Below are 13936 nucleotides of genomic sequence, written 5' to 3'. Positions count from 1 at the left end.
TTGGATATGCTTGACCCGTATTGCTAAGCAAACAAAGAAAACGGTATATCAGTTAAAACATGGCTTACTTGATAACTACCTCTGCGAGCAGCTGCGCTCGCCTGAACTGATAGTTGCGTAAGTCCTATATAAAACTTGATACATAAAAATTTTATAGTTGAATTTTGGTAAATGCGTCAATAATAATTTATATTGTGTAGCACAACGTCATGCCTATGCCTATTTTATTTTGAACTGACTATAGCTACTTTTTAATTTAGCTTTTACAATGGCTACTAATGTAATAAATTTTCATTGCCAATTTTATCTATTATAGGCTACGTCTATTCACAACTGAGGTATAAGCATAATGCGCTTTCTACTGTTTGTGTTACTGTTTTTAAGTTTTGCTTATGCGCTCGGTTTGGTATTGGCGAACAACACTGAAATTGGGGTGAACTTACTATTTTCACAAGCTCCAGCCATGAATTTGGGGTTGCTACTGATACTTTGTTTGATATTAGGTATCGTCATTGGACTATTGCTAGCATTGTTAATGTTCCGTGTTCTACAGAATAAATGGGAAATTTCCCGTTTGCAAAAATTGAACACCAACTTGCAAGAGCAAATTGACCAGGCTAATGTTGTCATTGATCGGCAAGCAAATTCGCCTACTGTAGAAGATGCTGTTTATAGTGGAAAAGCAGTACAAGATGGTACGAGTGAGTCTTACTTAAATGAGAGTAATTCTTCCGAGCCTACTGTATTAACGAAAGGTAAGCGCGATTGAGTCTCATAACAGCTTATCGGTATAATTTTTAACACCTTTAAGATGATGTTTTTATAAAAAGTGGCGAAATCATGACTAATAAAGTAATAAGCTCTCCTGTTATTGTGGCGCTAGACAATCTCACAATGGATGAAGCATTGGCATTGGCTGATTGTTTAGATCCTAGTCTATGCCGATTAAAAGTAGGCAAAGAGCTGTTTACTCGCTGTGGTCCTGCGATTGTCCAAGCGTTACAGCAACGACAATTTGAAGTGTTTCTAGATTTAAAATTTCATGATATACCTAACACTACTGCGCAAGCCGTATTGGCTGCCGCAGAGCTTGGGGTATGGATGGTTAATGTGCACGCCAGTGCAGGTAGTGCTGCTATGTCATTGGCAAAGCAGCGACTGTTAGAAGGTAATTATGAGACGCTACTGATAGCCGTGACCGTACTGACCTCTATGGGTAGCGATGTGCTACCACAGATTGGTGTCACTGATAATTTAGATGAGCAAGTGAGCCGATTGGCGCACTTGACCAAACAAGCGGGTCTCGATGGTGTGGTGTGCTCAGCACAAGAAGCACGAACGCTTAAAGCACTATGCGGTGACGACTTCAAGCTAATAACGCCTGGTATTCGTCTACCAGAGGATAGCGCAGATGACCAAACGCGTATCTGTACCCCCAAGCAAGCATTGAGTGATGGGGCAGACTATCTGGTCATTGGACGCTCAATCACTCAAGCACTGGACCCAGAAGCCAAACTACAAAAGATACTTCAAAGCATTTGATTCTAAAAAGCATTTAACTTCATAAGTATATAGCGTTGTTAGTGACAAAGAGATATTCTTAGATACGAATAAAAAAGACAGCTTACAGGTTGTCTTTTTTTTAACTTTTTAATGGCGGATAAATAAGTGCTACACTAGATGCTTGGATTTATTTGCCTCTTATCATTAATATTGGACAGTATGAAATTACAGATTGTAAGTGACTTACACATAGACAGCTATGCCAGACAATCGCATCCAATGGGACATATTCCTAAGACCGATGCCGACTTAGTTTTGGTGGCTGGTGATACTGCTAATAGTGATAGTGGTATGCCGTGGCTACAAGAGCAAGCCGCACGTCTAAAGGTACCTCTTATTACTATCGCTGGCAATCATGAGTACTTTAACGAAGACGTGCTGCACTTTGACTATAAGCTGGCGACATGGGACAACTATAATGAGGTGTCTAACCAAGGCGTTCGGGTGCTCCAATGTCAGCATATGGATATCGGAGAGGTGCGCATCTTAGGATGTACGCTGTGGACTGATTATCAGTACCAAGCTAATGAAGACACTATGGTAGTGGCCAGACGTTTTATGCGTGATTATAAACAAATCTACGTCGGTAATGATCTATTCTCGCCTGAGATGTCCATGCAATTGCATGAACAGCATCGTCAGTGGTTAAAACAAGCTTTAATAACAGCAAAGCAACTGGGCAAAAAAACGATAGTAATGAGCCATCATAGTATCAGCCCGTTATCTGTTTCTGAAAAGTATGCTACTTTGCCGAGTAATGCGGCTTTTGTCAGTGATCTATCCGCGTGGATGCACGAGCCATGGGCACCTATGTTATGGATTCATGGGCATACGCATGAAGCGTTTGATTACCGTATTAATAATACTCGAGTGATCGTCAATCCGCGCGCTTATCCGAATGAAGTTAGCAGTACGGCGCTAGAATTTGCTTGGGATAAAGTAGTTGATATTGGCTAGAAAATTGGCTTTTGTTAACCGTAATTTTTGTTTCCAATGATTTTATTGCTACCAAACTTGTATTTCTTTCACTCTAGATAAAAAATCTGCTACGCTGACACCCATGAGCAAATACACCGATTCTCCCCAGCCTGAATTGCCGACTGATAAACTTGCGATGCATAGTCCAAGTGCACCGGCTCCTTCGCACCTGCCTGATAGCATGATGTCCTCGGTCAGCCTATTGCCTGACGATAAGCGACTAATTTTATTTACCAGGCACTCCTTACGGGAGCGTTCTGATGGTAACGGTTTTGCCAGTTATCAATTGCCATTAACCCCTAGAGGTCGAGTATTAGCGAAGTCCTGGGGGCGTTGGTTGGCAGGACATCTACCGTATTCGCTCGATGTCGACAGCATTTCCAGCCCGATTGGACGTTGTATCGATACCGCGCAACTGATGCAAGAGGGTGCTGGTCTACGGCGTAATATTACCCATCAATCATTACTGGTTGAGCCAGGTAGCTTAGTCACTGAGCCTGAGATTGCCAATGCGGTATTCAAAGAGATTGGTGTGCTTAATTTTATCAATCGATTTTTGCAGGGCAACCTTGAAGGGACCAAAAACGCTTATCAAGGCGGTCTAGATATACTATCGCTGTTCTACCAACATCAGCCTCAGCAAGGTCATTTAATGCTAGCGGTCAGCCATGATACTTTATTGTCTGCGTTTTTAGCGGTGATGCTCGATGTGCTTGAAATTGATTGGAATGATTGGCCGAAGATGATGGAAGGGGTGTTTTTGTGGTTCGATGACAAGCCTTTTGATCAAGCTAATGCTCATTTTGTCTGGCGTGGTGAGGTTTATATCCGCCCAGTCAGCGCTCTGCTAGACGGTTACCGTGCTGCTGGGTTTCATTCTAGCAAGCTATTGCTACCGCCAGAGGTGAAGTGGAGCTGATTTTTTAAGGTAATTTATGCTTGGTTTGCTTACTAAGCATAAATTGAACCTATTCATTTTAAAAGTGGAAAACTATTCTAATCTGATTTCCTATCCTTCTGTTCGGCCTTTGCCATAAGAAAACTGAGAACGATCGCCCAAGCTACGACCATGTTTCCATAATTGCATTCCGTGTGATAGTTGGTTGGTTTCCCATTCCTGTAAAGCTGTAGGAACGTTGTGGCTATGACCAACGAGTGCCTCTACCAGCGAGATAGCATTCGCCGCTGCTTTTGCGGTACCAGCTGCTGTATGAGGCCGAGGAATAAAAGCGGCGTCTCCTATTAGTGCAATCCTATCGAAAACCATCTGCGGCACCGCCAAGTCTAATATCGACTGTACAAAAGGCTCTTTAGTTGCGGCTACTAATTTTTTAAAGGGATCAGCGAGTACAAGATTTGCGTAGCCTCGCATTGCTTGCTCAACATCAAAGGACATCATCCCTGGCGGAACGGAATTGGCTCTATGCCTACCATTTTTGTCAGTGAGTACATCAGGTAACTCTGTTTCCTCGTCGTAGTTAACGTACCAAACCCAGTTAAACCGACGTTTTCCAGAAACCAGCGACTCGTTTTCACCGGGGATAACATAGGCCAAAATATGTGAGTTTGGAAAATCATAAAACACGAAGCGCTCAGTAAATATCGTGGCTGCTTCTGGCTCTAAGTCCACTTCATCGATCAAGCCTCGATAGGCTACGTAACCTGCATATTGAGGCTCATAGGTAGGTAGAAGCTGCTGGCGTACCGTTGAAGTTGGCCCGTCAGCGCCAATCAACAAGTCTCCAGTTTCACAAGAGCCATCGACAAAAGTCGCCGTGACCTTAGCGCCTTCTGATTGTACCTGCGCTAATACCTTACCTTGATGATAATGCTCGTCTGGAAAGTGTCTTCGCATCGAGCGATAAAGGATGTTCCAAGAGGTGAGCGTCTGACGCATGGCCATTTTTTCAATTTGGCCCTCTTTTTGCAAGTAATAGCGTTCAGTGGCATCGACGCCTAGCTTATCTGTCGCAATTCCCGCCTTTTTGAGAGCAACAACGACATCAGCTTGCAAAACAACACCGCTGCCTCTACTATCCAAATCATGAGCAGAGCGCTCGTAAATATCTACCTGCCAGCCAATAGAGCGTAATAGTGTCCCTGAGAACAACCCAGCTAACGAACCACCGATCACGATTGCACGTTTATTCATTGATTCCACTGAGTCTCTCCTAAATATTTATATATAAACCAGAGTAGCATAAAAAAACCTTGCCACTAGGACAAGGTTTTTATGCGTACGGTCTAAACAGAGCAAATCTTAAGCTTGTAGGCCTTTGATTGTTTTGTTTAGGCGGCTCTTACGACGAGCCGCTTTATTCTTATGAATAATACCTTTGTCAGCCATACGATCAAGAACCGGTACCGCTTTTTTGTAAGCTTCGGTAGCTGCGTCATAATCTTTAGCTGCGATAGCCGCATCAATACGCTTCAAATACGTACGAACCATAGAGCGTTGTGACGCAGAGTTCTGACGACGTTTGGTGTTTTGACGGGCGCGTTTACGAGCTTGTGCAGTATTAGCCACGCGGATCTCCTTGATAAAAAACAGATAAAAATATGAATGTCGATTGTAATAATGGGTTTAACAATCATAGGTGGCGAGTAGCCGTCTCGTCAAATATGATATCGATGCCAAATATAAGTGAGTCATCGCTCGCGCCGCGACTATTTGGAATAATTAAACAGCCTCGGCGTGTAAAGGCGGTTATCTTAACAAATTATTGCGCTTAGGACAATATGTTTGGCAGTTAAAGCGTAAAGTAGTTGTGTAAGTTTGTACTTTATCGATTGAAAGCAACTTGTTAACCGACAACCGGACAAAGTTTTTTTTAACAAATAAAGTTTCTTACAATAAATACGGGTAATTGGATAATTTATAACGTAACTTATAGCTTTACTGATAACCTTGCTGAACTGGCCTTACTAAGGCAAAATAAGCGATAACCAAGCATTATGATATTAAACACTATGACAGATAGTGACGTATTATGTTTGGCTATTATTAATAGCATTACTGATGATTATGTATTAACCAATAGTGGATCAACCGATATTATTCTATAAAAATATTATTTTATTAATATAAAAAATGGACAAGTTATGCAGCGAAAAGCAATCGTAATTGGCGCGACAGGATTGGTAGGGCAACACCTTATTAAACAGCTAAGTGAGCTTTATGACACCTTGATTGTAATTGCACGGCGTCCGCCGCGTTATATTAATACCAGTATGCGCTTTTATCAGGTCAATGATTTTGATAATTTAGCTGAAGTGTTTGCTAGTGTGGGTGCAGATCGCACGGCTGATGCGTTCAGCTGTCTTGGCACTACCAAAAAGCAGGCAGGCAGCGATGAAGCGTTTCGAAAAGTAGATCATACTTATAATCTTACTTTTGCTGAATTATGCCGAGATAAAGGGGTGGAGAACTTTTTTTTACTATCGTCAATGAATGCCGATAGCGACAGTCGGTTCTTATACAATCGAGTAAAAGCAGAGACCGAGCAATCCATTATGGCGCTAGGATTTGCGCAGTTAGTCATTTTTCGCCCCTCTTTATTACTGGGTAAGCACAAAGGTCGTCCCCTTGAAAGTATCAGTCAAAAAGCCTTTCAGTTAATTTCGCCTTTGATTTCAGAATCATTACCGCTACATCCCATTTCTGCAAAACGTGTGGCAAGCGCTATGGCAATGACCGCGCATGATATTTATGAGCGCAGTAAGTATCGCCCTGAATCTGCGCCTTATAGCACTGATATTATCGAAAATAAACAGATGCTTGCCATAACACGGGTAAAACATTAAGCTAGGATTGTGCTATCAACTGCATTGTAAATACCAACTAGCCTAAGTATACAAAACTGAATAGCCTGTATTCGAGTTATATTAAATAAAAAAATAAGTACTTATGAATAAGTCTTCAAACATAAAAACCTCAATTAACCAATACTCAATAGCTAGTAACAAGGAGCGTGACTATGTCAGAATCGACAGCAATGAATAAAGAAAATTTTGTAACTTGTGATTTATTGGATGCCAATCCTGAGTCCCAGGTATGCTTGCCCAATATTGAAGGCAAGTCATTTTATAGCTTTGGCGCAAAAGATAAGTTTTGTGGCGAGATTGTGACGGTCAAATGTTTTGAAGATAATAGCCGCGTCAAATCACTATTAAATAGCGATGGCAAAGATAAAAATGGCGATGGTAAAGTACTGGTCGTCGATGGTGGCGGATCAATGCGCTGCGCGTTACTGGGTGATATGATTGCGCAGGCGGCAATTGATAATGGCTGGGCTGGGGTAGTGGTCTATGGCTGTGTCCGTGATGTCGATGATATGGCACAGATGGAGATCGGAGTGATGGCGCTTGGCTGTATTCCGCGCAAATCAACCCGCCGTGATGAAGGCCAGACTGATATTGAGATTGGCTTTGGCGATTTAACCTTAAATTCTGGTATGTTTGTATACGCCGACAACAATGGTATTATTGCTAGCGATAAGCCTCTTATATAAAGGTTTTAGTAACTGATGCACAGACGCTTATGTATAGAAGTCTATATGTAGAAGCTTAAGATTAAGACTTACTAAACATAATACTGACCAAGGTTAAGAACTCAGTAAGGTCTTTGTCAGCCAATATAAAATTTATCGCTACAAAAAAATCCCAGCTCACTAGAAGCTGGGATTTTTACGTTTAAATAGGTTAAAACCTTGTAATGGTATAGCCTGTTAGGTAATAACTCTTAAACTGACATATTAGTACTTTTCTAATTCGGAAAGCATCTGCTCACGAGCCTTATAAATACGCCGTAACCCCAACCATAGACTGACACACATAATAATCAAGAGGAAAGTGAAGGGAAGGCCGGTACTGACGGAACCCGCTTGGATGGTTTTCAGTGCTTCTGTACCACCGCCATAAAGTAAGGCAATCGCAATGCAGCCTTCGGCAATCGCCCAAAATACGCGCTGCGATATAGGGGATTCAAGCTTACCTCCAGAAGTAATCGTATCAATGACTAATGAGCCCGAGTCTGATGACGTCACAAAAAATACCATTACTAAAATAATGGCAATTAGTGAGGTAATCATGGCGAATGGTAAGTTATCGAGCATCTGAAATAAGGTCAGAGAGGCGTTACTAACACCGCCTGACAATTCTCCAACTTGGTTGGTATACTGACTGAGACCCGTTTGTCCAAATACGGTCATCCAGACGATAGTAACGAGGGTTGGTGCTAGCATTACAGAAACGATGAACTCACGTACGGTACGCCCTTTAGAGATTCGTGCGATAAACATCCCAACGAATGGTGACCAGCTGATCCACCAAGCCCAATAAAATACGGTCCAAGTATGGAAGAAGTTGCTATCAGTTCGTCCTACAGGATTGGATAAAGGGATAATATAAGTGACATAATCAACGGTTGTTTCAACTATTTTACCAATAAGCCCTAGAGAATCTCCTACAAAAAAGACAAATAATAATAGCAATCCGGCTGCCAGCATATTGACATTACTTAAAAACTTTACCCCGCCATTAATACCGCGTGCCACCGAAATAGTTGCCAATCCTGTGACCAATATGATAATAATTATCTCAAGAGTATTGCCTGCAAAGTCCCAGCCAAATAAGTAGTTCAGTCCACTTGCTGCTTGTTGAGCACCAAGACCGAGAGACGTCGCTAAGCCAAAGATAGTGGCCAATACGGCCAATACATCAATAACATGTCCCGGCCATCCCCATGTTTTTTCTTTTAGCAGTGGATAAAATACTGAGCGCATGGTCAAAGGAAAGCGAAAATTGTAGGCAAATATTGCCATCGACAAGCCTACGACCGCATAGATAGCCCATGGGTGTAGCCCCCAATGATACATCGTCGCGCCCATTGCTGCTCTAAAGGCTTCGGGACTGTCTGCCTCGATTCCCAATGGCGTTCCTGCCCAACCGCTAGCATAACCTAAAGGTTCAGCGACACTCCAAAACATCAAGCCAATGCCCATTCCCGCAGCGAATAGCATAGCCAGCCATGAGCCTCGATTAAAGTCAGGCGTGGCATTGATACCGCCAATGCGAATATTGCCATAGGGTGAGACAATGAGTAGCAGACAGAAGGCCACCATGATGTTAGCCACGCTGATAAAGAGCCAATCGAAACTATTGACTATCCAGTTTTTAGTGCCATTGAGCCATAAATTAGCAACATCGGGGAGCAGTAGAGTGAATAATACAAAAGCAATGACCGCAAGCGCAGTGACAAAAAATACAGGATTATGTAGCTCTAACCCAAGAATATTTACATTATTCTCTCCCACTTTATGTTCAGTAGTGTAGAGTCTGCGGCGAAATTTATCGACGAGTACTTGGGGGATTTTTTTGTGCTCTCTCATAGGTAATAAATTTCCTGATGGGGTTGGCAATAGGCTTAGTGTCTATGAGCATATATGACAGGGTCAGTTGATATGTCATGCAGGCCACCAGCTTGCCACGTAATAAGATGCACAGTACAAGGCTGTCAAAATGAGCTAGGGCATTTAATATAATGCTTTCAAAACGACATTCAAGACAACCTAATAGGCAGAGACAATATCTAAATGACGGCGACTAAACACACTGCTTATTTATGTAAGCCGTGGAATGTCAAAAATAAGATATAAATGTGCTTATCGAAAAAAGCTCTCCATGTTAACAAAATGCTTTGCATTGTCAAATGAGCATGAAAACCTACCATAAGGGCTATAAAATAAAGCCAGTTCACGAGATAATAAACGGGGTGACAAACCGTTACGGCATAAACCATTGGTCAATGGTCGAAATGTTCGTATAATAGTCCTCTGACTCTCAACCCTGACCCTATTTGCTATGCCTATCTCTGCCTTAACTGACGCGTTCGCTCCTATTAATAATCAGCTATTTCCTATCCAAGACACGCAGCGGCGTTGGCTGGCGCCCGTCCATGGAGCCGTGAGCAGTCTATGGCTGGCAAGTTTAGTCAGTGCGCCTATATGGGACGTGGCAGAGCGCCTAAAAGTCGTTGTGGCGCGCGATCAAAACCAGCTCAATCAGATAGAGACTGAGCTGGCGTTTTGCGGGGTTGATGCCTATGTGTTTCCAGATTGGGAAACCTTGACCTATGATGAGCTGTCACCGCATCAAGATATCGTCAGTGAACGTATTAATCTATTGACGGATATGCCAACGTCAGGCGTCCTGCTTATCTCGGTACAGGCGCTAATGCACCGCGTTGCAACACCCAGCTGGCTTATCGGCCAGCATTTTGACTTGAGTGTCGGTGATAGATTCGATATCAATACCCAGCGTGAGCTATTGGTAAAGGCGGGCTACCGAGCGGTCGACAATGTGTTTGAGCCGGGTGAGTTTGCGGTGCGCGGTAGTATCATTGATATCTTTGCGATGGGGCAGCCATTTCCACTGCGTTTAGATTTATTCGACGATGAAATTGAGACTATTCGCTTTTTTCATCCGCAGACTCAGCGGACCTTAACGACTGATGATCTTAAAGCGATGGCCTCAGGTAGTGATACCAGTATAGGGCAAGAGCCGCTGTCGCTATTACATAAGCTGCCAGATATCTCCAAGCCCATTCAACAGTTTCAAATACTACCCGCAAAAGAGTTTCCATTAGACGAAGGCAAAGAAACTTTTCGTATGAACTTTGCTGCCATGTTCCCTAATGCTAGCAGTCGTAAATTTGAGCTACACAAAGATGTGATGGCAGGCATTGCCAGTAGTGGTCTTGAATATTATCAGCCACTATTCTTTGATTTAAAAGACTGGCAACAAGCGAGCACTCTATTTGCTTATTTTCCTAGAGACGCCTTATTTATTACTGACGAGCTGATTAGCGAGCGACAAGCCGATTACTGGTCACAAATTCAGCGCCGCTATGAAGAGCGTCGACATGATATTGATAAGCCCATAGTCGCACCTGAACTATTATATTTACTATCTAATACCTTGAATGAATATCTTAATCACTACCCAAGAGTCATATTGAGTGCGCGTGATGAGTTGGCTACCATGACAGATGTAGCGGCTATTGATGACGATGCTTTAACTTCAAATTCAATATCAAAACCCACTAAACAGCAAGGTTTAGTGACACTCAGTGCCCAAGCACCACCGCAGCTATCGGTTAATCATCAAAAAGCCGAGCCGTTAGCTGAGCTGCTAGACTTTCTGCATCTACAAGCGCAAACATTGACGCCGGTCTTGATCGTTGCTGAAACTGCTGGTCGCCGTGAGATTTTGATTGAGTTATTTAAAGGCAAAATTGAGTTACAGGCTTACGGTAGTTTTAAAGAGTTTTTAGCAGCCGATCATACTGGTGCTGTGAATAAGAAAAACGATCGACCCAGTGTTAGTTTGACGGTTGCCCCTATTGAGCGAGGGGTTTATGTTCCTGAACGCTTAGTCATCATCAGTGAGACCCAACTGTTCGGTAGGCAAGTGTTACAAACGCGCCGCCGTCGGCAAAGCGGGGTGTCAGAAGAGTTTCTGGTCAAAAGCGTGACCGAAATGACTCAAGGCAGTCCAATTGTGCATATTGAGCATGGTATCGGCCGTTATAGTGGTCTCATTACCTTGGATGTGGGCGATGGTGAGCAAGAATTTATACATCTTAAGTATGCCGATGAAGCTAGTATTTATGTGCCAGTCGCCAACCTACAAATGATTAGCCGTTATAGCGGCGGTGATCCTGCTCTTGCGCCTCTGCATAAGATTGGCAGTGGTAAGTGGGATAAAGCCAAACAAAAAGCACTGGAGCAGATTCATGATGTGGCTGCCGAACTGCTAAATATGCAAGCAAGGCGCGAAGCAAAAGTCGGTATTCATTTCAAAATTGATCACTCGCAATATGAGCTATTTGCCAGTCAATTTGAGTTTGAAGAGACCCCAGATCAGGCCAATGCTATCCATGCGGTGATGGATGACATGAAACAAAACCAACCGATGGATCGCTTGATTTGTGGTGATGTTGGCTTTGGTAAAACAGAAGTGGCCATGCGTGCAGCGTTCATTGCCGTAAGTGCCGGCTACCAAGTTGCGATATTGGTACCAACGACCTTGCTGGCAGGCCAGCATGAAGATAACTTTTTAGATCGTTTTGCTGATTGGCCGGTACGTATTGAGACTTTGTCACGTTTTGGTGGTAAAAAACATCAAGAAACCGTATTGACTGATTTAGCTGCTGGTAAAGTGGATATTGTCATCGGCACTCATAAGCTGCTACAAAAGGATGTTAAGTTTGCTAATTTAGGCTTGATGATTGTCGATGAAGAACACCGCTTTGGTGTGCGTCATAAGGAGCGTATCAAAGCCATTCAGACTGATGTCGATAGCATGTCGATGACCGCAACGCCCATTCCGAGAACGCTCAATATGGCGCTATCAGGTATGCGTGATATGTCAATTATTGCCACCCCGCCGGCACGTCGTCTGGCTATTAAAACCTTTGTGATGCAAAAGACGGAAGCCTTGATGAAAGAGGCCATATTGCGTGAGCTGTTACGGGGTGGACAGGTCTATTTGCTACATAATGATGTTGCCAGTATTGAGCGTATGGCAGAAACTATCCGTGAGCTGGTTCCTGAAGCACGGGTAGGGGTGGCGCATGGACAGATGCAAGAGCGCCAACTTGAACAAATTATGCAGCAGTATTACCATAAAAAATTCAACGTGCTTATCTGTTCGACTATTATCGAAACCGGTATCGATGTGCCCAATGCCAATACTATTATTATTGAACGAGCGGATAAGTTTGGCTTAGCGCAATTGCATCAACTACGTGGCCGGGTAGGACGTAGCCATCATCAGGCTTATTGCTATCTGCTAGTGCCCTCGCTCAAAGGTCTTAAAGGTGACGCCAAGCGGCGCTTACATGCAATTGAGCGTGCCAATACGCTGGGTGCAGGCTTTATGCTGGCAAGTGAAGATTTAGAGATTCGCGGCGCCGGTGAGATATTAGGCAAGCAGCAAAGTGGTAATATGCAGGCGATTGGTTTTAGCTTATATATGGACATGCTTGAGCGTTCTACTAAAGCTATTAAGGCAGGTAAAGAGCTGGATTTAAATACGCCGTTGTCGTTAACCAGTGAGATTAATTTGCACAGCTCAGCCCTGATTCCTGAAGAGTATGTTCATGATGTACATCAGCGTTTATTGTTTTATAAGCGTATTGGTAAGGCCGATGATAAAGAGATGCTGATCGATATTCGTACCGAGATGATAGATCGTTTTGGCACGTTGCCAGATCAAACCAAGCAGCTGTTTGCCGTTCATCGTCTACGTATACAAGCTGAGCCCTTAAAGATTAATAAACTTGATGCCAATAGTAAGAGTGTGACTTTGGAATTCGCACCCGATACGCCTGTTGATGCCTTAGCCATTATTAAACTTATCCAATCTAATGGTCAGAATTACCGCATGAATGGTGCGTCCGGTATTCGCTATAGCAATCCTGATAAGCTTGAGACCGCACCGCAGCGAGTCGAAATGGTACAAGAGCTGTTACGCTATTTTAGTGAGCATATGGTAGTAGAGGTTACATCGGCAGTAGAGACAGCATAGCTACTGGTTATACAGCACCAAAAGTACAGCCATGAGCTAAATAGTGCTACTGCTATTTTATCCTGTAGATACCTGATAAAATAGCGTCAATATCTATTCTTACTTACTTCTTATTTCCTTTTATTGATATTTTATAACAAGAGAACCCGTCATTATGTTCCAACTGCATCCTAAGCTTGCCACCGATAGTTTTTTGGTAGGCGATTTTCCATTATCGACGTGTCGTTTGATAAATGACTGCCAGTTTCCTTGGTTAATTCTGGTACCGCGTGTCTCGGGTATCAAAGAGTTGTATGAGTTATCTGAGGCTGATCAGACGCAGTTTTTGCGTGAGTCGAGCTGGTTGTCAAGCCAGCTTGCCAAAACTTTTCAAGCCGATAAGATGAATGTTGCGGCACTCGGCAATCAAGTTCCCCAGCTACATTTTCATCATATCGTGCGCTATCAAAACGATATGCAATGGCCAAACCCAGTTTGGGGTGTCCCTGCTATACCTTATACCAAAGAAGTATTGGCACAAATGCAACAGACCTTAATGATGGCGCTACGTGGTCATCATCAGATGCCGTTTGACTGGCAAATGTAATTGGGTTTTGCTGTTTTGGCTCTGATATTCATAATGACGTTAAGGTCTATTATTTAGTTTTTTACTAGATAATTGTAGCGACAAGACCCTCATTTATCAAAAAGTGCCGTAAAACCACGTCGTTCTAGGGCGTGGATGTAAGGCATTTCTAGTTAGGTACTTGCTGTTGGTCGATATATTGTCTAATAACTTCAATTGAAGCCCCGCCACAGCTTGAAG

General features: G+C 43.1%; 11 protein-coding genes. 8 read left to right on the top strand and 3 right to left on the bottom strand.

Features of this window, described 5'->3' with window-relative positions; all coding sequences use genetic code 11:
* Positions 1–349: 349 nt before the first annotated feature.
* The 4 genes from JMX97_RS13260 (at position 350) to JMX97_RS13245 (ending at position 3460) form a co-directional block, all read left to right on the top strand.
* Complete coding sequence (locus JMX97_RS13260; protein ID WP_201558858.1) at positions 350–769, top strand: lipopolysaccharide assembly protein LapA domain-containing protein; 420 nt, start codon at positions 350–352, stop codon at positions 767–769.
* 71 nt (positions 770–840) lie between these two features.
* On the top strand, positions 841–1542 hold the full coding sequence (gene pyrF / locus JMX97_RS13255; RefSeq protein ID WP_201558854.1) for an orotidine-5'-phosphate decarboxylase: 702 nt from the start codon (positions 841–843) through the stop codon (positions 1540–1542).
* Between the two features lie 180 nt (positions 1543–1722).
* Positions 1723–2520 (top strand): metallophosphoesterase, encoded by a 798-nt coding sequence (locus tag JMX97_RS13250; protein ID WP_201558853.1) that lies wholly within the window; start codon positions 1723–1725, stop codon positions 2518–2520.
* Positions 2521–2623: 103 nt separating this feature from the next.
* Positions 2624–3460: a histidine phosphatase family protein gene (locus tag JMX97_RS13245; RefSeq protein WP_201558852.1), complete on the top strand. Its 837-nt coding sequence runs from the start codon at positions 2624–2626 to the stop codon at positions 3458–3460.
* A gap of 90 nt (positions 3461–3550) precedes the next feature.
* Here JMX97_RS13245 and JMX97_RS13240 read toward each other — a convergent pair whose 3' ends face one another.
* Entirely contained in the window at positions 3551–4693 is a 1143-nt protein-coding gene (locus JMX97_RS13240; protein WP_201558860.1) for an FAD binding domain-containing protein, read from the bottom strand.
* 108 nt (positions 4694–4801) lie between these two features.
* On the bottom strand, positions 4802–5068 hold the full coding sequence (rpsT, locus tag JMX97_RS13235) for a 30S ribosomal protein S20 (protein ID WP_201558851.1): 267 nt from the start codon (positions 5066–5068) through the stop codon (positions 4802–4804).
* Positions 5069–5643: 575 nt separating this feature from the next.
* Here rpsT and JMX97_RS13230 point away from each other — a divergent pair.
* Positions 5644–6345 (top strand): NAD-dependent epimerase/dehydratase family protein, encoded by a 702-nt coding sequence (locus tag JMX97_RS13230; protein WP_201558849.1) that lies wholly within the window; start codon positions 5644–5646, stop codon positions 6343–6345.
* Positions 6346–6536: 191 nt separating this feature from the next.
* Entirely contained in the window at positions 6537–7052 is a 516-nt protein-coding gene (gene rraA, locus JMX97_RS13225) for a ribonuclease E activity regulator RraA (protein ID WP_227671611.1), read from the top strand.
* A gap of 243 nt (positions 7053–7295) precedes the next feature.
* On the opposite strand, the gene JMX97_RS13220 is transcribed toward rraA, so the two are convergent.
* On the bottom strand, positions 7296–8930 hold the full coding sequence (locus JMX97_RS13220; RefSeq protein WP_201558845.1) for a BCCT family transporter: 1635 nt from the start codon (positions 8928–8930) through the stop codon (positions 7296–7298).
* Positions 8931–9402: 472 nt separating this feature from the next.
* On the opposite strand from JMX97_RS13220, the gene mfd reads away from it, so the two are divergent.
* Together mfd and JMX97_RS13210 are read left to right on the top strand one after the other, a co-directional pair.
* Entirely contained in the window at positions 9403–13131 is a 3729-nt protein-coding gene (mfd, locus tag JMX97_RS13215) for a transcription-repair coupling factor (protein ID WP_201558843.1), read from the top strand.
* 154 nt (positions 13132–13285) lie between these two features.
* Positions 13286–13717: an HIT domain-containing protein gene (locus tag JMX97_RS13210; protein WP_201558841.1), complete on the top strand. Its 432-nt coding sequence runs from the start codon at positions 13286–13288 to the stop codon at positions 13715–13717.
* Positions 13718–13936: the final 219 nt, after the last annotated feature.

It is taken from the genome of Psychrobacter sp. 72-O-c, from assembly GCF_904846605.1.
Lineage (GTDB): Bacteria > Pseudomonadota > Gammaproteobacteria > Pseudomonadales > Moraxellaceae > Psychrobacter.
This window is presented reverse-complemented; position numbering and strand designations above follow the sequence as displayed.

Bases quoted from the DNA above. Each gene is read 5' to 3' on its own strand.
- JMX97_RS13250 (WP_201558853.1), top strand. From the start codon at position 1,723: ATGAAATTACAGATTGTAAGTGACTTACACATAGACAGCTATGCCAGA.
- JMX97_RS13230 (WP_201558849.1), top strand. From the start codon at position 5,644: ATGCAGCGAAAAGCAATCGTAATTGGCGCGACAGGATTGGTAGGGCAA.
- mfd (WP_201558843.1), top strand. From the start codon at position 9,403: ATGCCTATCTCTGCCTTAACTGACGCGTTCGCTCCTATTAATAATCAG.
- JMX97_RS13220 (WP_201558845.1), bottom strand. From the start codon at position 8,930: ATGAGAGAGCACAAAAAAATCCCCCAAGTACTCGTCGATAAATTTCGC.
- JMX97_RS13260 (WP_201558858.1), top strand. From the start codon at position 350: ATGCGCTTTCTACTGTTTGTGTTACTGTTTTTAAGTTTTGCTTATGCG.
- pyrF (WP_201558854.1), top strand. From the start codon at position 841: ATGACTAATAAAGTAATAAGCTCTCCTGTTATTGTGGCGCTAGACAAT.
- JMX97_RS13210 (WP_201558841.1), top strand. From the start codon at position 13,286: ATGTTCCAACTGCATCCTAAGCTTGCCACCGATAGTTTTTTGGTAGGC.
- rraA (WP_227671611.1), top strand. From the start codon at position 6,537: ATGAATAAAGAAAATTTTGTAACTTGTGATTTATTGGATGCCAATCCT.
- JMX97_RS13240 (WP_201558860.1), bottom strand. From the start codon at position 4,693: ATGAATAAACGTGCAATCGTGATCGGTGGTTCGTTAGCTGGGTTGTTC.
- JMX97_RS13245 (WP_201558852.1), top strand. From the start codon at position 2,624: ATGAGCAAATACACCGATTCTCCCCAGCCTGAATTGCCGACTGATAAA.